Here is an 18,076-nt window from a genome sequence, read left to right as displayed (position 1 = left end):
ATTCATATATATAGACAAAGGGGAAATATTTGTTTAAACTTTACAAGGTGTTTATCAAAAACGAATTGTAAAAATAGAGGATAGGGAATGGGATATATTCATAATTGGTTATTTATCTTTAAAACTTAATATTTAAATGTAGGAGGTTTATAATGAGTAAACTGTTAAGGTGGTTTCGAGATATAAAAGTAGCAAAAAAGCTATTAATTTCATTTTTGGTAATTTTAATTGCAGCTGTCTCTATTATTGGAGGCATGTCTTATCAAACGGCTAAAAAGAATTTTGAATCACAAATTACGAGTAGTGCTCACGATAATATAAAAATATTAGATAATTTAATCAATCAAATGATTGAGGCGAAATTTAACGAAATAAATAACTTTGCACGAGTGATTCATAGTGATATGTATCAAGGAGATAATCAAGATGAATTAAGAAAGGTGTTATCTCAATATATTAATTTAAATAAAGATATTGAACAAGTATATGTTGCCGGCAATGATAAGAAGTTTGTGCAAGAACCAAATATACAAATGGTAGCAGATTATGATCCAACAACCCGCTCTTGGTATAAAGATGCAGTGAGTAAACAAGGTGGAATCGTGGTCACTGAACCGTATAAGGCGAAAGGAAATGGACATATTGTCGTAACGATTGCGAAACAAACAGAAGATAAAAAAGGCGTTGTTGCGGTAGATTTAAGTTTAGAGAATTTATTGAAAACAACAAAGCTAATCAATATTGGTAAAAAAGGATATACATTCATTTTAGATGGAAAACAAAAAATAATTGCGCATCCTCAAGAAAAACCAGGAGATAAAGCAGCTGATTCTTGGGCAAAGAAAATTTACGAAGATAATCAGGGTACTTTTTCATACACGTATGACGGTAGTGAAAAGAAAATGGTATTTGCTACAAACTTAAAAACAGGATGGAAAATCGGTGGAACGATGTACTCAAATGAAGTAATTGAAGCTGCTCAGCCTGTATTTTATAATATGTTAATTGTTATGCTTATTTCACTAGTTATAGGAGGAGCACTTATTTATCTCGTAACGCTTTCTATTACAAAACCTTTAAAGAGATTAGTTGCCACTTCTAAAAAAATAAGTGAAGGAGATTTAACGCAAACAATTGAAATTCATTCAAACGATGAAATTGGTCAACTTGCAAAAGGTTTTAATGAGATGACAGATTCACTACGAACGTTAATTGGAAGAATTAATGATTCGGCCGGGCATGTTGCAGCGGCATCAGAAGAGCTAACTGCGAGTGTAAGACAAGCGAGTGAAGCGACTGAACAAATTACAATGGCAATGGATGAAATATCGGGCGGGGCAACGACGCAAACATCAAGTGTTGAAAATGGTGCCATGTTACTGTTTGATGTAACAGAAGGGATTCAGCACGTAGCAAATAGTTCATCCTCTATTAATTCTGCTTCTGCTCATACACGTGAAAAAGCGGAAGATGGCGGAAAACTAGTAGGAAAAACAGTAAATCAAATGCAGTCTATTGCGGCATCTGTTTCGCAATCAGATGCAGTTATTCAGTTATTAAATAACAAATCAAAGCAAATTGGTGATATTTTAGAAGTAATTCAAAATATTGCAGATCAGACAAATCTGCTAGCATTAAATGCAGCAATTGAGGCTGCAAGAGCTGGTGAGCATGGAAGAGGCTTTGCAATTGTTGCTGATGAAGTACGAAAATTAGCAGAACAATCTAGCGTATCATCGAGTGAAATTAGTAAATTAATTTCTGAAATACAAGATGATATGAGTAAGACAGTAAAATCTATGAATAATGTAAATGAAGAAGTTCAATCTGGACTTGTTATCGCAAATGAAACGAAACAAAATTTTGCTGAGATTTTACAATCTACAAATGAAATTGTTGATCAAATTAAAACGATGGTTGAAACAGCTAATGGAATGTCAAAAGGTGCAAATGAAGTATCTATTTCGGTTGGTCAAATTGCTATGACGGCACAAAATAATGCGACGAGCACACAAAGTGTTGCAGCATCAGCTGAGGAACAGCTAGCTTCCATGGAGGAAATTGGTTCTGCAGCTGGTACATTATCTCAAATGGCTGAAGAATTGCAAGGGTTAATTGAAAGATTTAAAGTATAAAAAGGAGAGGCTGTCTTAAAATAGCATTAGTGCTATTAGAGACAGTCTTTTAGCTGATAAACGGATTAGAGGTTCAATGTATGTAATGTTTGTCGAAAAATAGAGGGATTTGTAAAGCTGATGTATAATTAATCTAATATAGACTACGTTTAAAGGAGATCGGTATGGGAGTGTATTGGGGAACGAAAAGACATTCTTGGCTTAGCTATGTCTCGTTTTGGTTAAGTATTTTATTCTTTGTTGTTTTTTTAATTGAAGTGTTTGTATTTAAAACACTTTCAAATAGTTCATTACAAGTCGTTAAATATCTTTATTTGATATTTGTCCCATTAAATATCATTCTTTGTTTAAGGTTATTATCTAAGAAGAATGAAAAGAAAATATTACCGATTTTTAGTTTAATTGTATCATTATTATTTGCAAGTTTAATTCTAGTATTAGCATTAGCAGCTACAGGGAAAATCTTATGAGGAGAGTGATATAAATTACTCTTCTTTTTTGTTGTTTTTTTTAAGAGTTGTAAGTAGTGTGTAGGAAATAAGGAAAGTGATAAGTTATCAGTAAGGGAACATACTAGTGAATAGAGAGTGAACTGAAAATACTATAGGTTTTGTATGCGTTTATAAAGCAAATCAATGCGGTAGGATTCGTGATATATGGTACAATAAACATGGATAGTGATAGAGATAAAGGGTATATAAAATACTCATCGTTTTTTAGTAAGAGAGGGGTTATCTTATGCTATACGAGGATTTGATGACATTATTCCAAGCTGCTCCGATAGAATTGGATAGAGGCGGCTGGAAATATATAATCCAGGAACAAAATGATAAATATGAAATTGTTGATGAAATGTTAAAAAAGCAAATGAATGTTGAATTGTATTTTAATGAGTATGATGAGGTGAAAATCACTTTATATAAAGATGGAAGCCCCATTACTACTATGCAAAGAATTGCTATTTCAAAAGTTGAGTTAGATGAAGAGGAAGAAGGCATTCAATTCGTATTAGAACGCATGCCAAGTCGAATGATTCGTTTGCAATTAAAGCCATACCTTGCAGTAGAAATGGGGCCGTACTGGGAAGTATGTGAAGACTGTGAATGAACATGAAAAAACATCCGTATACACGGATGTTTTTTCATGTTTTTTGAAGTTGTTTAAAGGCAATAATCGGTAGTAAAATGATGCTCACCCAACCGATAATAGGGTATAGAATATGAAGTAATTCACTATATCCGATGAAACTAAAGCAATAACTAATTAGTAATATGAAGTAAATAATGTTATTACTTTTCCATCCGGTAATGGATTGCATTTGTTTTGTCATTCCGAACACATTACCAACTAAAGTTGTGAACACTTCACCGAAAATAATAAGAACAAAGAAAAAGTGAAAAGTTGCATTAAATCTTCTTATGACTTCAGCCATTGGGATATTGTATTGATAAAATTGGTCGACTGATAAGATAGCTAAATGGCTGCATAATAAAATTAAAGAAAGTCCTGCACCACCTAAAATTCCACCCCACAAAATGGCTTTTCGATCTTTTACTTCACTGGCTAACGGGACGAGAACGCTTTGGGCGAGCGAAAGATTTAAAGCGACATATGTAATAGGGCTAGTAATCCACTTCATATTCCAGCTCTCTGCAGGAATAGTATTACTAATAGGTGTTGTACTATGGAAAAAGGTTGTAATAGCGAGTCCGATAATAAAGATCATCATAATAGGTACGACAAGCGTATTTACTTCAAAAACACCTTGTAATCCCCGGCTCCCAATAATGAGACAGGCGATGACCGTGATGAAAATACCAAGTTGTCTCGGGAGGCGGAGTTGCTCTTCAAATACTGCACCGGCTCCTGATAACATAACGCTAGTTACGCCAAATAATACGAGTAATAATAAAGTATTTACGACATTTCCAAATACATCCCCAAATAAATATTTGTTAAATTCTTGCGCTGAAAATGCCCCGATTTGTGATGAAAGTAACATCATCTTTGTACCGAGCCAAATAAAAAAAAATCCACTTATACATATGCCAATGGTCCCGTACAATCCGTTAACTGTAAAAAATTCAACAATTTCTCGCCCAGTAGCAAATCCAGCTCCAACGACCGTTCCGATATAAGTAGCAGCGACTTTCTTTGCTACTTGCCATTGTTGATTGTCCATGTTATCCCTCTTTCTTCTATGATGAGCTTGACTTACTATTATGCATATGTGTGAGCTTGGACAATTAGACATGTGAAGTAGTTGAAAGAATACATGAATTATATGATATTAGGGAAATATTAAGGTTGTTAAAACTTTGTTACATATAAGCTGTTCATTCGGAAGAGTAGGAAATGTATGGTAAAATGTAATTAAGTTATTAAAAGATAATAATTATAAAATGATAAGAGGAGTGGATTGTATGAGTACGAAAACAAATGTTGTTGAAGTATTAAACAAGCAGGTAGCAAACTGGAATGTATTATATGTGAAACTGCATAATTATCATTGGTATGTGACAGGACCACACTTCTTTACATTACATGAGAAATTTGAAGAGTTTTATAATGAAGCAGGAACGTACATTGATGAGTTAGCAGAGCGTATTTTAGCGTTAGAAGGAAAACCGTTAGCGACAATGAAAGAGTATTTAGCAACTTCAACTGTAATCGAAGGGACAAGCAAAGAGTCTGCAGAAGAAATGGTACAAACTTTAGTAAACGATTTTTCTGCACTTATTCAAGAATTAAAAGAAGGTATGGAAGTAGCTGATGAAGCTGGTGATGAAACGTCAGCTGATATGCTATTAGCAATTCATACGACATTAGAACAACATGTATGGATGTTAAGTGCATTCTTAAAATAAACATAAATTGATTTTTTAAAAAACTCTATCGAAAAATTCTTTCAATAGAGTTTTTTGTGATTTTTCAGTTTTCTTTTATGCTATAATATAGTAAAAAGGAGGCGATACGATGTTTCGCTTTTTCAGAACTGGAAAAGAAGATAGAGAAATTACGAAAGATGAATTAGAGCAAGCGATGGCTAAGTTTCTAGAAACGAATGCTAATATCGTTTATACAGTCTTAGTAAATGATGATTACACAGTAAATTATGATTTGTTAAAGCCATATTTACCTGCATTTCCAACAAATTTTTTTCTGATAACGAAGGAAACGCTTGAGGTATTTGAACATACAGAAGAAAATTTAAACCTAGTTAAAGAAATTGATATCGTACAAAAGGCCGTAGATCAATATGTAACAGAAAAAGAAATGTTCCCAATTGTTGAAGATAGCGAAGATCGCCTCATATGCGGAGTGAAGCTAGGACCATATTTAAATCGTATATTAAAAAGAAACTTATATATTTCAGAAAAGCATTATTTAGTTTCAAGTAAACCAGATAAGAAAAAAAAGAATAGTGGGCAGATGTTATGAGAACAACAATAATATTATTGTTGTCTTTTTTTTTATTAAAATACTGATTTTTCAGTCTGTTTAACTTTATACTACAATTAGTGGATAGGAAGGAGTGGTGTATTATGCGTATACATACATTAATTATTAAATATCATTCTGAGGATCAGGTATTGTTAAGTTGAATTGTAGAATTTAACTACGTATACCGTGACCCTAGAATGATAGGAAGATTGGAGAAGCAATTATTATAAAAGGTTACGGGGGAATTTCTATATGAAAAATAGTATGACTTATATTAAGTTATTAAATGAAACGTTACATTGTTATGCAAATAAAGGAAGTTTTGAAGCGTATTCTTATATAACGAATAACGCTAAAGATGTAATGGATAATGAAGCACAAATATATAATTTTAAATATGCATTAGCAAGTGCAGCAGGACTTGAAGAAGAAGCGTTGCATTTAATGAAGAAAGCAATTATAGAAAATGGATTCTGGTACGGAAGTGAGTATTTAATTTCCGATGATGATTTAAAACCACTACATAAATTTGAAGAGTTTCATAGAATGGTTCAATTATGTAAAGAAAGAGAAGAGTTAGCAAAGAAAACGGAACAAGCAGACGTGAAATATACATACAGCAAACAAAATGAAAATCTACTAATAACACTGCATGGGGATCAAGAAAATATACAAATAATAGAACCATATTGGAACTCTGTAATGGAACAAGGTTTTATGCTGGCATTGCCTCAATCTTCCCAAATTCAATTTTCAGATGGATATGTTTGGGATAGTATCGAAAGAGGAAGAGAAGAGTTAAAAGAACATTACAATAAGATTAAAGTAAATAAAACATTTGGAAATATTATTATTGGTGGCTTTTCTGCTGGGGCAAGAGTAGCGTTACATTCCATGTTACAAGGTGAAATAGAAGTGAACGGTTTTATTTTTGTGGCACCGTGGCTCCCGGAAATGGAAGAATGGGAAGAAATGATTGGAATATTACATGATAAAAGCATAAAAGGATATATAATATGTGGGGATCAAGATGAAGATTGTTTCGAATGTACACAGCAATTTGTAAAGTTATTAAAGGATAAAAATATAGAACATAAGTATAAAGTTGTGCCTAACTTAAATCATGATTATCCTCATAATTTTGATGAGTTATTAAAAGAAGCTATTGAATATATAGGAAGCAAAAACAATTGATTGGTAGTAAGAAAGGGAGATGCATCATATGTGATGCATCTCCCTTTCGTTATTATAAATTAAAAGCGTCTGCCAATAGGCGATAAGAGTTTAATTTATCTTCAAATTGATGAGTAATCGTGACAATCATAAATTCGTCAGTATTATACGCTTTGCTTAAGTTTAATATTTTTTCTTTCACAGAAGACGGATCACCGACGATCATACGTTGACGATTTTCTTTTATGCGGAATAGATCATAAGCACTATACGAATAATTTTGAGCAGTTTCGATAGAAGGAGTACCAGTAGTCCGTTTTCCTTGTTCTAATAGTAAAATCGATAAATCAAGGCTTGATGCTATCTTCTCTGCTTCTTCGTTTGTTTCTCCGCAAATAACAAAAATAGATACGATTGATTTTGGTTTATCACCTAAATAGGAAGGTTGGAATTGTTCTTGATAAGCCCTCATTACTTCAGGGCCACCGTATCCGTTAATGAATTGTGCAAATGCAAAAGAAGCGCCTTGCTTTGCGGCAATCATTGCACTTTCTCCGCTAGAACCGAGCATCCACATTTCAGGAGATGTTGTGATAACTGGAGTAGCCTTTAAGTTTGCATAATGATGGTTTTCTGGTACTTGATCATGTAAGTACATAGCAACATTTGCAATTTGTTCTGGATATTGATCAAGTGAGACCATCTTACCTTCTTGAAGTGCGCGAGTTGCTATCGGCATACCACCAGGTGCTCTCCCGACACCAAGGTCGATGCGGTTTGGATAAAGTGCTTCTAAAACGCGGAAATTCTCGGCAACTTTATATGGGCTATAATGTGGCAGCATAACACCACCAGAACCAACTCTAATACGATCAGTTTTCGCGGCAATATGTGAAATGAGTATTTCTGGACTTGAACCAGCTAAGCTAACTGAATTATGGTGCTCGGATACCCAAAAACGTGTGAATCCGAGTTTTTCAACTTCTTGTGCAAGCGTAACTGTATGTGAAATAGCTTGGGCTGCTGTGCTACCATCTGAAATAGGTGATTGGTCTAATACACTTAATTTGATCATAGAATATACCTCTCAATCTTAATGTACATCCTATTATATATTTACTTATGAAAAATGCGTAATGAAATGCTCACACAAAAAAGCGGATAATTTTATATCCGCTTTTAACGAGAAAACCCTCGTTCATAATGATTCATTTCGACTAAGTTTAAAATATATTCGTAGTTATCAATTTCTAGATATATTTGCTTGCGTTCTTCCTCAGTTAGTTTAACGCTAGTAAGTTTTTTACAAAGCTGTTCTTTCTTTAATTCTAAATGTTTTTTTGTAGCATGATAGTCGTAAGTACGTTTCATGTGTATCCTTCCTTTCTCTACTATATATATTTATTGTATGAAGCATGTAGAAGAGGGAGAGCTACACCATATGTATTTTTAGTGAATCTTCAAATTGCTATGGTGTTATGTTTAAGGGGATTCATGAATAAAATGCACTAAACCACTAATGTCCATTTTATGAAGTAAGGGGTGGAATTGTGCAGAAAGATATAATGTATAACACTGAGTTAGATGAAACGTTAAAAGTTATAAATAATGGATTAAAGAAGACGACACGTCCGAAACAAATTATTGTAGTAGGGGCAGGCATGGCTGGATTAGTTTCGGCATCTTTATTAAAAACAGCAGGGCATGAAGTGAAGATTTTTGAAGCGAACAACCGTGTAGGTGGCCGCATAGAGACAGTTAGGATGGAAGATACCGGATTATATTTAGATGTTGGAGCGATGAGAATTCCGTATTCGCACAAATTAACGATGGCATATATAAGAAAGTATGGGCTACAGGTGAGCCCTTTTATTAATAGGAATGAGACTGATATTATATACGTAAATGGTCGGAAAACAACGTTGAAACAATATGAAAAGGACCCAAGTATTTTAAAGTATCCGGTGGAAATGAACGAAGAGGGGAAAACGTCGGAGGACCTATTATTATTAGCGGTACAGCCAATTATAAATTTTATTAAAAGAAATCCAGAAAAAAATTGGGATATTGTAGTAAAGGATTTTGGGAAATATTCTACAGGGCAATTTTTAAAGTATCATCCTTATCAATATAATACGTATTTTTCGCCAGTAACGATTGAGATGATTGGTGTTCTGTTAGATTTAGAAGGTTTTTTAGAAAGGTCATTCGTTGAGACGTTACGTTTTTTATACATTATGCAAGAGGAGAGCGGATTTTGTGAAATAATAGGTGGAAACGATAGATTACCAAAGTCTTTTTTACCGCAATTAGAAGAAAATATTATTTATAATCAAAAATTAATGAAGCTACATCAACACGATAACGGTGTGACGGCTTTCTATCGAAATGAGGAAACTTTTGAATATAGTAGTATTACAGGGGATTTAGTTATTGTTACAATTCCGTTTTCGACAATGCGTTTTGTGGAAGTAGATCCATTTGATTCTATATCTCATGAAAAGTGGAAAGCAATTCGTGAATTGCATTATATGCCTGCGACGAAAATAGGCATTCAATTTAAAAGTCGATTTTGGGAAGAACAAGGGCAATTAGGTGGCAGAATTATAACAGATTTGCCAATTCGTTACGCCTATTATCCAAGCCATGGAATTGGAGAGAAAGGACCTGCTATGATGTTAGGAAGCTATACATGGTCTTATGATGCGTTGTTATGGGATGGGTTATCAAAGGGTGATCGTATTTATTACACATTGCACAACTTAGCAACGATATTAGGTGGTCAAGTATATGATGAATTCATGTCTGGAATATCAAAAAGTTGGACATTGGATCCATATGCGCTTGGAGGATTTGCCCTTTTTCAAGCTGGTCAAGAATCTGAGCTACAACCAGTGATTGTAAAGCCAGAGGGGAAAATATTCTTTGCTGGAGATCATACAACGTTATATCACGGATGGATTCAAGGTGCGATTGAGTCTGGAGTTCGTGTAGCGATAGAAGTAAATGAATAAAATGTTTAAAATTCAGAAATTTCTTTACCGTATAACTTGAGATGGATATTATTATATATAAAAGAATTATAGGGAGTGTTTACAGTGAATCCGTTATTATTCGATTTTTCTTCTGAATTTTATACTGACAGGCTTTTTATTCGAATGCCGAAACCAGGCGATGGTAAAGTTGTATATGACGCAATTCAAGCTTCAATACAAGAATTAAACCCTTGGATGGTTTTTGCACAAAAAGAGCAAACAGAGGAAGAAATAGAAGAGAGTATAAGAAAATCGCATATTCAATTTTTACAAAGAGAAGATTTGAGGTTGCTAGTATTCTCGAAAGAAACAGGTGAATTTATTGCTTCTAGCGGATTACATCGTATTAATTGGGATATACCTCAATTTGAAATCGGGTATTGGATTGATTCGAGATTTAGTGGAAAAGGCTATATGGTAGAGGCTACGAAAGGTATAACGGATTATGCTTTTTCTGAACTGAAAGCAAACCGCGTAGAAATTCGTTGTGATTCTCTAAATAAGAAGAGTAGAGCGATACCTGAGAAATTAGGTTTTAAATTAGAGGGGATTTTAGAAAGTGCGAGTGTTGCGGTAGATGGAAATGGATTAAGGGATATGTGTGTATTTGCAATGACGAGAAATACATATGAAAAAGAAGAGCTGTAAAGAAACAGCTCTTCTTCTTTATATTATGGTACAGGATGTCCATTAGAGCTTTCAAAAATTGTAAACCATTGTTGACGATCTAAGTTAACTTTTGTAGCAAGAGCGGCCGTTTTTACACGATCTAATTTACCTGAGCCAACGATTGGCATCATTTTAGCTGGATGAGCAAGTAACCATGCATACATAACAGTATCGATGCTATCAACACCTAGCTCAGTAGCAACTTTTTGCAGTGTTTCACGTACACGTACAGCACGTTCAGTTTGACCGGTAAAGATTTCACCACCAGCAAGAGGTGACCAAATCATTGGGTTGATTCGTTTTTCTTGGCATAAATCAATCGTACCTTTTTCAAAGTGCTCAAGCTGCATCACAGATACTTCGATTTGATTTGTAATGAGCGGGAAATCTAAATATGAACTTAACATATTAAATTGTGAAGGTAAAAAGTTAGATACACCGAAGTGACGTACTTTTCCTTCGTGCTTTAAGCGTGAAAAAGCTTCTGCCACTTCGTTTGGATCCATAAATGGATCAGGACGATGGATGAGTAATACATCAATATAATCTGTATGTAAGTTTTGTAATGAATCCTCCGCGCTCTTTATGATATGTTCAGCACTCGTATTGTAGTGAGCAACATATCGCTCTGGAAATTTCGGTGATGGGGGAGCGATTCCACATTTTGTGACAATTTGCATGTTTTCGCGTAAGGAAGGCTTGAGTTGTAGTGCTTCTCCAAACAATTCTTCACACTTATATCCACCATAAATATCAGCGTGATCGAAAGTAGTTATCCCCATATCCATACAAGATTCAATAAAAGAAAGTAATTCTTGTTTCGTCATATTCCATTCTGCTAAACGCCAAAATCCTTGAATAATACGAGAAAATTCCAGTGTTTCGGCCATTTGAACTCGTTCCATTTTAAGTACCTCCTTGATGAATGATAATATTTTGAAAAGGCTTTCTTGCTACATATTATTATATAGTTACAGGGTCGTACATACAATAAATATGTTTTGCTACAAAAACGATTTTTTCTATATGCTATAATATAGAAACATTTAGCTATAAGGAGAGGTACGAAATGATTCCAGTAACAATATTAACGGGTTTTCTTGGATCAGGGAAAACAACATTATTAAATCGTATTTTATCAGAAAATCACGGTAAGAAATTAGCGGTGATTGTAAATGAAATAGGACAAATTGGTATCGATAATCAATTGATTATGAATGTTGAAGAAGAGATTATGGAAATGACAAATGGCTGTTTATGCTGTACTGTGCGTGAAGATTTACTTGTTGCTTTAAAACAATTACTGGATGTGAAAGCAGAAGGGGAAATGGAATTTGATGGATTAGTAATTGAAACAACAGGTCTTGCAAATCCAGGTCCGATTATTCAAACTTTCTTTTTAGATCCAGTTATTCAATCTGCATACCAAATTAACGGTGTTGTAACAGTTGTAGATAGCTATCATATACATAAACATTTTGAAAAGGGACTAGAAGCAAAAGAACAAATTGCCTTTGCTGATGTTGTGTTAGTTAATAAATTAGATTTAATTGAAGAAAATGAGAAAGAAAGTCTCGTGCATGAACTGCAAGGAATTAATCCAACTGCAAAATTAATCGAGACGACTAACTGTGAGGTAGATATACCATCGTTACTACAAATTCAAACGTTTAAAACGAAAGATACGTTACAAATTTACCCTCATAAAGAACATAACCATTTAGAAGGTGTAAAATCGTTTGTACTACGTGAAGAGCGTCCGTTAGATTTACAAAAACTGAATGAGTGGATGTCAGCTGTCGTGCAAGAGCTAGGGGAGTATTTATATCGTTACAAAGGGATATTATCTATTGACGGAGTAGATAAAAGAATTGTTTTCCAAGGTGTACATACATTGTTTGCTGCTTCGTACGATAGAGAGTGGCAAGAGGGCGAAGAGCGAGTAAGTGAAGTAGTGTTCATCGGAAAAGATATTAATAAAGAATGGTTCCAAGAACATTTTCGAGAGTGTGTGAAATAAGTCTGCGTAAATCGCAGGCTTATTTTTTTAATGAGCATTCCATTGAGATAATACTAGATTACAAAAAAGAAGTATATAGGGGGAAGAAGCTAAAGATAGAAAACGTAACATTAATAAATGTATAATAAAAAGCCTGTTTTCACAGGCTTGTATTTTCATCTAATAATAATTCCATTACAACACCTACAACTGGACCCTCGTCATCAATGTCTCCGTTTAAACGGAAGCCAAATGATTCATATAGTCCCATTGCGAGTTTGTTGTCTGGATGTAAACTTAAATAAATTATTTTACATTCAAATTTTTGTTGTAAATATTGGATTAGTAAACGAAGGAAACGTTTTGCATATCCTTTTCCTTGAAAATGCTGATCAATCATAAAACGATCTAACCATACGCTTTCATGCTTTTTGGAATGCCAACCGTACATTGCGTATCCAACGAGTGTTTCTTTGTCATATAAGCCTACTGACGTTCCGTTTTCTTCATATAATGATTCTGCTAAAGAAAACGCATTGCTTTCAATAAATTGCTGCTGTTCTTTTGTTACGTTTAAAGCAGCTACTGAACGCCAATTATTTGCTGTTACTTCACAAATGTGAAGATTCATAGTTCCAACTCACCTTCTAAGTTATTATAGCTTAAAAGCTAATATGGATAATTTTACTTGTTATTTCGGCCAAGTCAAGGGTAAATACATAAAAAGGCAGCTGAATGACATATTCAGCTGCCTAGAAAATATAGTTGATTAGTTAGTAGCTTCTTTCAATGTATTCACGTTTTCTTCCATTAAAGTAAAGTAATCTTTATTGTTCTTAGCATCATCCTCAGAAATAGTAGCAAGGTGATTTAAGCGTAAAATTTTTGTACCTGTTTCTTTTTGAATAACTGATGCTACTTTTGGAGTAGAGAATGTCTCAAATAAAATATATTTTAAACCGTGTTCTTTTACTGTTTTTGTAATGTCAGCAAGCTGTTTTTGAGATGGTTCATCAGATGCTGAAATTCCAGCGATTGGGATTTGTTTTAAACCGTATCGTTGTTCCCAGTAGCCATAAGCTGCATGTGAAACTAATATTTCTTTCGTTTTTGCATTTGCAACAACTGCTTTAAATTGATCATCTAAATCAGTAAATTTTGTTTGAAGTGCTGCGAAGTTTTTTTCGAATTCTTTTTTATGTTCAGGCTGTAATTCTACAAGTGCATTTTTAATTTTTTCTGCTTGTTTCATCGCAAGAGTAGGATCTATCCAAACGTGTGGGTCTTTATCGTGATGATGTTCATCTTCTTTATGACCGTCTCCATGATCGTGCTGCTCTTCTTCAGATGAAGCACGAAGTTCGATATCTTTAGATGCATTTACAACTTTTACGTTTTCTTTTTTTAAGGATTTTTCCATTTTTTCGGCAAATGGTTCTAATTCTGCACCGTTATAAACGAATAAATCGGCTTTTGCGATTTGTACAGTCTGTTTTTGACTCGGTTCAAATGTATGAGAATCCGCACCAGGTGGGTAAATTGCTTCTACATTTACATAATCACCACCGATTTTTTTTGCGAAATCAGCAAGTGGGAAAATGGTTGTATAAACAGTTAGTTTTCCATCTTTCTTGGCAGTATCTTCTTTTTTATTTGAGCAGCCAGTAAAAATTAAAGTGAAAATAAGTAAGAATGAAAATATAGTCAATCTTTTAGGCATGAAGTTCTCCTCTTTTCTTTTTTTACGGATATATCTTCCCCCAATTATAGAAGAAAAATATCATTTTAATACAAAACGGAATAATTACGTTTTAGCTCGCGAACCTAGTATAATACATCTTTATGAAAGTTGCAATAAATAATAATCATTACGATTTGATTTTGTTATAAATCTGTCAAAAAGAAAGGTATTAATTTTTGTGATTGGTGCATATGTGACAATGTTACTTTCATATATTGGGAGGGAGCAGAAAAAAGGGGATGAGCGCTTGGGTTACATTATGGAGGCTATCTTTTTAATACTTGCGGTTGTTTTGCCGTTATCTTTTGTTTTAATTTTTTTAAGAAGACTAATAAGTAATTTAGGGGATGCTACAACAATTACGAAATTGCCAGTTGAAGAAAAAGAAAAGAAAAAAGAGTAATTAAAGCACTATGCTTACGCATAGTACTTTAATTATGATAAAATGATAAAACGGAAACTCCTATTAGCGACTTTCAGCAAAAGGAGAGAAAAGTAAATAAAGAGGTATATATATGAATGAACGAACAGCGTTAGTACTTGGCGCAAGTGGGCTAGTTGGACAAGAAATAACGCGACTATTACTTGACTCAGATTACTACGATTCGGTTACTATTTTTGTAAGAGAACCATTACAATTACAGCATGAGAAATTGCAGCAGAAACAGGTGGATTTTTCAGTATTAGAGGAATATAAAGAATTTTTTGCAGTAGATGATGTTTTTAGTTGTTTAGGAACAACGATAAAAAAAGCGAAGTCGAAGGTGAATTTTAAAAAAGTAGATTATGAATATACATTGCGAGCTGCCTGCTTAGCTGAAAAACAAGGCGTGCAAAATTTTCTTGTTATTTCATCAATGGGAGCAAATCCTAAATCATTCTTCTTTTACTCGCAAGTGAAGGGGAAAATGGAAGAGGAGCTGAAAAAGCTAGTTATTGGTGGCATACACATTTTCAGGCCGTCATTATTAGTAGGAAATCGACAAGAATATCGTTTTGGGGAAAGAATGGCTGAGAAATTATCTCGTATTCTTCCGTTTATATTTAAAGGGGCTTTTAAAAAGTACAAACCAATTTCAGCCAAAGATGTGGCGAAAGGAATGTATATAACAGCGCTGCGTGAAGAATCGGGTATCCATATTTATAATTCAAATGAAATTACAACGATAGAATAAATAAAACCGAGAAGACTCACTTCTCGGTTTTATTTATTAGTTTTAATTTTTCCGGGTGCTCGTCGGTACTGATATGGTTCTTGTAATTCAAAGCCGAGTTCATTGGCGGCTATTCTTGGGAAGTATGGATTGCGAAGTAACTCACGTCCGATAAAAATTAAATCTGCCTCGTTAGTTTTTAAAATTTGCTCTGCTTGTGATCCTGTTGTAATTAATCCTACCGCACCAGTTGCAATGTTAACATGCTCCTTAATATGTTTAGCATATTGTACTTGGTAACCAGGATAAACATCAATATGTGCTGGAACAACTGCACCAGAACTACAGTCAATTAAATCTACGCTTTGCTCTTGCATCCATTTTGTATACTGAACATAATCATGAACAGTTAAACCTTCATGATGATAATCATTAGCAGAAATACGAACAAACAACGGCCCAGTCCAAACTTCATTTACTGCATCAGTGATTTCACGTAAGAAGCGATAGCGATTTTCAGGTGAGCCCCCGTATTCATCAGTTCGCTTATTGGAAAGTGGAGAAAGAAATTCATTAATAAGATAACCGTGGGCACCGTGTAATTCAATAACGTCAAAGCCAGCTTCTTTAGAGCGTAAAGCAGCTCTTTGAAAAGCCAAAACAGTTTCTTTAATTTGCTGTTTACTCATTTCTACTGGTATTTTCATTCTATCGTTAAACGGAATTGCTGAAGGAGCGAAAGCATCCGTTTCTAATTCAGCCTTTCTTCCGGCATGTGCGAGTTGAATGGCAGCTTTTGCACCGTTATCATGTATAAAAGTTGTCGTTTTATGTAAGCCTTCAATTAGGCTATCATCCCAAATGCCTAAGTCTTTGTTAGAAATTCGTCCTTCAGGTAATACAGCTGTTGCTTCAATCATAACTAAACCTACTTGACCGGCAGCCCTGGTTCCATAGTGGACGAGATGAAAATTAGTTACTTGGCCATCCTCATTCTCTGATGAATACATGCACATAGGCGACATAACGATACGGTTTTTTAGTGTAACGTCCTTAATTGTATAGGGTGAAAAAAGTTGGGGATTCATCAAATAGCCTCCTTAATTGAATTTTCTTACATTGTATCATTCTCTTTTTTGTTTCTCTAATAAAACGCTTATACGAAAAATTTTGTCTATTCGTGTTACAATGGCTAATATGAATTGAATTGGAGGATGACATATGTATCAGGCTTATTATGAAAGTGAATTAGGTTTGCTGGAAATTACAGCGAATACGAAAGGGATTACGTCTGTTATATTTGTTGAAGAAAGAAAAGAAGAACATAAAAATGAACTTGTTGAACAATGTATAAATGAATTAGATGAATACTTTGAAGGAAAAAGAAAAGAGTTTACAGTTCCATTGTCTGCTGAAGGAACACCATTCCAAAAGAATGTATGGGAAGCACTTTACACCGTACCATATGGCGTAAGTGCTTCATATTTAGATATTGCAGATAAGGTTGGGAATACGAAAGCTGTACGAGCGATAGGAGGGGCAAATAGCCGGAATCCAATTTCAATTATCGTTCCATGTCATCGTGTAATAGGAAAGAGTGGAAAACTTGTTGGGTATGCAGGTGGTTTATGGAGGAAAGAGTGGTTATTGAAGCATGAAGGCATATTAAAATGAAGTATGGATGGAAAGAGGGATTGTTTTGAAATGTATAAATTGTGGGCGACCTTGTATTAATGATCAGTTGAATTGTGCAAATTGTCAACGGAACTTGCATAATAAACAAGGTGAAGAAAGCTCGCTAATAGACAAAGAATTAGAAGTATATGTAGGGAGACAATATCCATATTACAAAAGAAAATGGGAGCTTGAGAATAAGCGAATTGCTAGGTGGAGCTGGAATGGTTTGGCTGCTATTTTCAATGTAGGTTGGCTTGGATATCGTAAGTATTATTTACCTGCTGCTTTATTTATACTGTTATTAGTAGCATGTGATGCATTTTCTTATTATATGGGGTTCAACGTAGCGTTGCCAATCATTAATATGGTGCCTCTTACGTTTTTATTACTCATTTTCATTCTATTTGGGATGGGGATTTTTGCAAATGGATTATATTATCAATTTGCAGAAAGGCGTATATATCGAATAAAAGCACGGGGAATTAAAGATGAATCGGTTGAAAATTATCTGATCCGTGATAGTGGTGGAACGAGTAAAATGGGAGCAACAATCGTTACTATTTTAGCAGTTGCTAGTATTTTTTTCAGTCATTTCTTTTTTCCGACTGATCGAGATATTATACAAAAAGTACGCACAAGTTCGCTTTATGAATATCCTTTCTTTTCGATTGGTGAATCGTTTGAAAGCTATTTTCAAAATTCAGGGTGGATATATTATCGTGGTTCGGAAGGTATGGAATTAGTAGAATTTCAAGGATACAGCCCAGGGATGCCAAGACAAAAAGTTACAATTCAATTTATTGTTGATTATAAATTGAGTGAAATTGAGCCATACTCCCTTACGATTAATGGTGAATCTAAAAATGAAGAAGAGTTTTTGAAGATAATGGAGGAAATATTTAAAGTTCAAAATCCATTTGATATAGAGGATGGCTTACAAGTAAATGCTATTCAACAAAGCGGAGGGAAAGCAATTTCTGACCGCTTTTTTTCTTTTTATAAAAATAAATATTTAAAATAATCAGAATCTTTTGTATAATAAAATATAT

20 protein-coding genes are annotated in these 18,076 nt (G+C 34.1%); 13 read left to right on the top strand and 7 right to left on the bottom strand.

All coding sequences use genetic code 11. The features are described 5' to 3' along the window. The first annotated feature begins 152 nt into the window (after positions 1–152). The 3 genes from ACFWDE_RS25915 to ACFWDE_RS25905 all read left to right on the top strand — a co-directional run bounded on the left by ACFWDE_RS25915 (position 153) and on the right by ACFWDE_RS25905 (position 3,242). Positions 153–2,135 carry a methyl-accepting chemotaxis protein gene (locus ACFWDE_RS25915; RefSeq protein ID WP_377895678.1) on the top strand — a complete coding sequence of 661 codons (1,983 nt, stop codon included), beginning with the start codon at positions 153–155 and terminating at the stop codon, positions 2,133–2,135. A gap of 164 nt (positions 2,136–2,299) precedes the next feature. Beyond that, positions 2,300–2,605, top strand: coding sequence for a hypothetical protein (locus ACFWDE_RS25910; protein ID WP_219918054.1), 306 nt, complete (start codon positions 2,300–2,302; stop codon positions 2,603–2,605). Between the two features lie 268 nt (positions 2,606–2,873). After that, positions 2,874–3,242 carry a DUF3979 family protein gene (locus ACFWDE_RS25905; protein WP_016094221.1) on the top strand — a complete coding sequence of 123 codons (369 nt, stop codon included), beginning with the start codon at positions 2,874–2,876 and terminating at the stop codon, positions 3,240–3,242. A gap of 34 nt (positions 3,243–3,276) precedes the next feature. Here the strand turns inward: ACFWDE_RS25905 and ACFWDE_RS25900 are convergent, their stop codons facing one another. After that, complete coding sequence (locus ACFWDE_RS25900) at positions 3,277–4,317, bottom strand: YkvI family membrane protein (protein ID WP_063226475.1); 1,041 nt, start codon at positions 4,315–4,317, stop codon at positions 3,277–3,279. A 241-nt stretch (positions 4,318–4,558) separates the two neighbouring features. Between ACFWDE_RS25900 and ACFWDE_RS25895 the strand changes: the two genes are divergently transcribed. The 3 genes from ACFWDE_RS25895 to ACFWDE_RS25885 all read left to right on the top strand — a co-directional run bounded on the left by ACFWDE_RS25895 (position 4,559) and on the right by ACFWDE_RS25885 (position 6,773). After that, a complete protein-coding gene (locus ACFWDE_RS25895; RefSeq protein ID WP_002118526.1) occupies positions 4,559–5,002 on the top strand; it encodes a Dps family protein in 444 nt (147 codons plus the stop codon). Between the two features lie 109 nt (positions 5,003–5,111). Then, complete coding sequence (locus ACFWDE_RS25890) at positions 5,112–5,576, top strand: DUF3939 domain-containing protein (RefSeq protein ID WP_000488199.1); 465 nt, start codon at positions 5,112–5,114, stop codon at positions 5,574–5,576. A gap of 255 nt (positions 5,577–5,831) precedes the next feature. Next, positions 5,832–6,773, top strand: a complete 942-nt coding sequence (locus tag ACFWDE_RS25885) for an alpha/beta hydrolase (protein WP_377895674.1) — start codon at positions 5,832–5,834, stop codon at positions 6,771–6,773. 52 nt (positions 6,774–6,825) lie between these two features. Here the strand turns inward: ACFWDE_RS25885 and ACFWDE_RS25880 are convergent, their stop codons facing one another. Beyond that, on the bottom strand, positions 6,826–7,827 hold the full coding sequence (locus tag ACFWDE_RS25880; protein WP_377895673.1) for an LLM class flavin-dependent oxidoreductase: 1,002 nt from the start codon (positions 7,825–7,827) through the stop codon (positions 6,826–6,828). Between the two features lie 104 nt (positions 7,828–7,931). Continuing rightward, positions 7,932–8,123, bottom strand: a complete 192-nt coding sequence (locus ACFWDE_RS25875) for a DUF3896 family protein (RefSeq protein ID WP_002148588.1) — start codon at positions 8,121–8,123, stop codon at positions 7,932–7,934. A 179-nt stretch (positions 8,124–8,302) separates the two neighbouring features. Here ACFWDE_RS25875 and ACFWDE_RS25870 point away from each other — a divergent pair, with 179 nt between their 5' ends. Together ACFWDE_RS25870 and ACFWDE_RS25865 are read left to right on the top strand one after the other, a co-directional pair. Next, entirely contained in the window at positions 8,303–9,766 is a 1,464-nt protein-coding gene (locus ACFWDE_RS25870) for a flavin monoamine oxidase family protein (RefSeq protein ID WP_377895671.1), read from the top strand. Positions 9,767–9,850: 84 nt separating this feature from the next. Further along, positions 9,851–10,435 carry a GNAT family N-acetyltransferase gene (locus tag ACFWDE_RS25865; protein ID WP_377895670.1) on the top strand — a complete coding sequence of 195 codons (585 nt, stop codon included), beginning with the start codon at positions 9,851–9,853 and terminating at the stop codon, positions 10,433–10,435. 23 nt (positions 10,436–10,458) lie between these two features. Here ACFWDE_RS25865 and ACFWDE_RS25860 read toward each other — a convergent pair whose 3' ends face one another. Further along, entirely contained in the window at positions 10,459–11,361 is a 903-nt protein-coding gene (locus tag ACFWDE_RS25860) for an aldo/keto reductase (protein ID WP_377895669.1), read from the bottom strand. Between the two features lie 164 nt (positions 11,362–11,525). On the opposite strand from ACFWDE_RS25860, the gene ACFWDE_RS25855 reads away from it, so the two are divergent. After that, positions 11,526–12,476 carry a CobW family GTP-binding protein gene (locus tag ACFWDE_RS25855; RefSeq protein ID WP_377895667.1) on the top strand — a complete coding sequence of 317 codons (951 nt, stop codon included), beginning with the start codon at positions 11,526–11,528 and terminating at the stop codon, positions 12,474–12,476. A gap of 139 nt (positions 12,477–12,615) precedes the next feature. On the opposite strand, the gene ACFWDE_RS25850 is transcribed toward ACFWDE_RS25855, so the two are convergent. Then, on the bottom strand, positions 12,616–13,086 hold the full coding sequence (locus tag ACFWDE_RS25850; protein WP_377895666.1) for a GNAT family N-acetyltransferase: 471 nt from the start codon (positions 13,084–13,086) through the stop codon (positions 12,616–12,618). A gap of 138 nt (positions 13,087–13,224) precedes the next feature. After that, the gene (locus tag ACFWDE_RS25845; protein WP_002118552.1) at positions 13,225–14,175 is read right to left on the bottom strand and encodes a metal ABC transporter substrate-binding protein; all 951 of its coding nucleotides are present in this window, start codon (positions 14,173–14,175) and stop codon (positions 13,225–13,227) included. 268 nt (positions 14,176–14,443) lie between these two features. Here ACFWDE_RS25845 and ACFWDE_RS25840 point away from each other — a divergent pair, with 268 nt between their 5' ends. Together ACFWDE_RS25840 and ACFWDE_RS25835 are read left to right on the top strand one after the other, a co-directional pair. Continuing rightward, the gene (locus ACFWDE_RS25840; protein ID WP_198285187.1) at positions 14,444–14,599 is read left to right on the top strand and encodes a hypothetical protein; all 156 of its coding nucleotides are present in this window, start codon (positions 14,444–14,446) and stop codon (positions 14,597–14,599) included. A gap of 112 nt (positions 14,600–14,711) precedes the next feature. Beyond that, positions 14,712–15,371, top strand: a complete 660-nt coding sequence (locus ACFWDE_RS25835) for an oxidoreductase (RefSeq protein ID WP_002148572.1) — start codon at positions 14,712–14,714, stop codon at positions 15,369–15,371. Positions 15,372–15,400: 29 nt separating this feature from the next. Here ACFWDE_RS25835 and namA read toward each other — a convergent pair whose 3' ends face one another. After that, positions 15,401–16,438: an NADPH dehydrogenase NamA gene (gene namA, locus ACFWDE_RS25830; protein ID WP_377895664.1), complete on the bottom strand. Its 1,038-nt coding sequence runs from the start codon at positions 16,436–16,438 to the stop codon at positions 15,401–15,403. Between the two features lie 133 nt (positions 16,439–16,571). On the opposite strand from namA, the gene ACFWDE_RS25825 reads away from it, so the two are divergent. Together ACFWDE_RS25825 and ACFWDE_RS25820 are read left to right on the top strand one after the other, a co-directional pair. After that, positions 16,572–17,024, top strand: coding sequence for a methylated-DNA--[protein]-cysteine S-methyltransferase (locus ACFWDE_RS25825; protein WP_002031467.1), 453 nt, complete (start codon positions 16,572–16,574; stop codon positions 17,022–17,024). Positions 17,025–17,049: 25 nt separating this feature from the next. Next, complete coding sequence (locus tag ACFWDE_RS25820; protein WP_377895663.1) at positions 17,050–18,048, top strand: DUF2628 domain-containing protein; 999 nt, start codon at positions 17,050–17,052, stop codon at positions 18,046–18,048. Positions 18,049–18,076 lie beyond the last annotated feature (28 nt).

Origin of the sequence: Bacillus sp. NPDC060175, from assembly GCF_042728695.1 — a bacterium.
GTDB lineage: Bacteria > Bacillota > Bacilli > Bacillales > Bacillaceae_G > Bacillus_A.
The sequence above is the reverse complement of the archived record's forward strand: the minus strand, read 5'-3'. Positions and strand labels throughout refer to the sequence as shown.

Bases quoted from the DNA above. Each gene is read 5' to 3' on its own strand.
- ACFWDE_RS25880 (WP_377895673.1), bottom strand. From the start codon at position 7,827: ATGATCAAATTAAGTGTATTAGACCAATCACCTATTTCAGATGGTAGC.
- ACFWDE_RS25910 (WP_219918054.1), top strand. From the start codon at position 2,300: ATGGGAGTGTATTGGGGAACGAAAAGACATTCTTGGCTTAGCTATGTC.
- namA (WP_377895664.1), bottom strand. From the start codon at position 16,438: ATGAATCCCCAACTTTTTTCACCCTATACAATTAAGGACGTTACACTA.
- ACFWDE_RS25875 (WP_002148588.1), bottom strand. From the start codon at position 8,123: ATGAAACGTACTTACGACTATCATGCTACAAAAAAACATTTAGAATTA.
- ACFWDE_RS25915 (WP_377895678.1), top strand. From the start codon at position 153: ATGAGTAAACTGTTAAGGTGGTTTCGAGATATAAAAGTAGCAAAAAAG.
- ACFWDE_RS25845 (WP_002118552.1), bottom strand. From the start codon at position 14,175: ATGCCTAAAAGATTGACTATATTTTCATTCTTACTTATTTTCACTTTA.
- ACFWDE_RS25850 (WP_377895666.1), bottom strand. From the start codon at position 13,086: ATGAATCTTCACATTTGTGAAGTAACAGCAAATAATTGGCGTTCAGTA.
- ACFWDE_RS25895 (WP_002118526.1), top strand. From the start codon at position 4,559: ATGAGTACGAAAACAAATGTTGTTGAAGTATTAAACAAGCAGGTAGCA.
- ACFWDE_RS25890 (WP_000488199.1), top strand. From the start codon at position 5,112: ATGTTTCGCTTTTTCAGAACTGGAAAAGAAGATAGAGAAATTACGAAA.
- ACFWDE_RS25825 (WP_002031467.1), top strand. From the start codon at position 16,572: ATGTATCAGGCTTATTATGAAAGTGAATTAGGTTTGCTGGAAATTACA.
- ACFWDE_RS25885 (WP_377895674.1), top strand. From the start codon at position 5,832: ATGAAAAATAGTATGACTTATATTAAGTTATTAAATGAAACGTTACAT.
- ACFWDE_RS25835 (WP_002148572.1), top strand. From the start codon at position 14,712: ATGAATGAACGAACAGCGTTAGTACTTGGCGCAAGTGGGCTAGTTGGA.
- ACFWDE_RS25900 (WP_063226475.1), bottom strand. From the start codon at position 4,317: ATGGACAATCAACAATGGCAAGTAGCAAAGAAAGTCGCTGCTACTTAT.
- ACFWDE_RS25855 (WP_377895667.1), top strand. From the start codon at position 11,526: ATGATTCCAGTAACAATATTAACGGGTTTTCTTGGATCAGGGAAAACA.
- ACFWDE_RS25905 (WP_016094221.1), top strand. From the start codon at position 2,874: ATGCTATACGAGGATTTGATGACATTATTCCAAGCTGCTCCGATAGAA.
- ACFWDE_RS25860 (WP_377895669.1), bottom strand. From the start codon at position 11,361: ATGGAACGAGTTCAAATGGCCGAAACACTGGAATTTTCTCGTATTATT.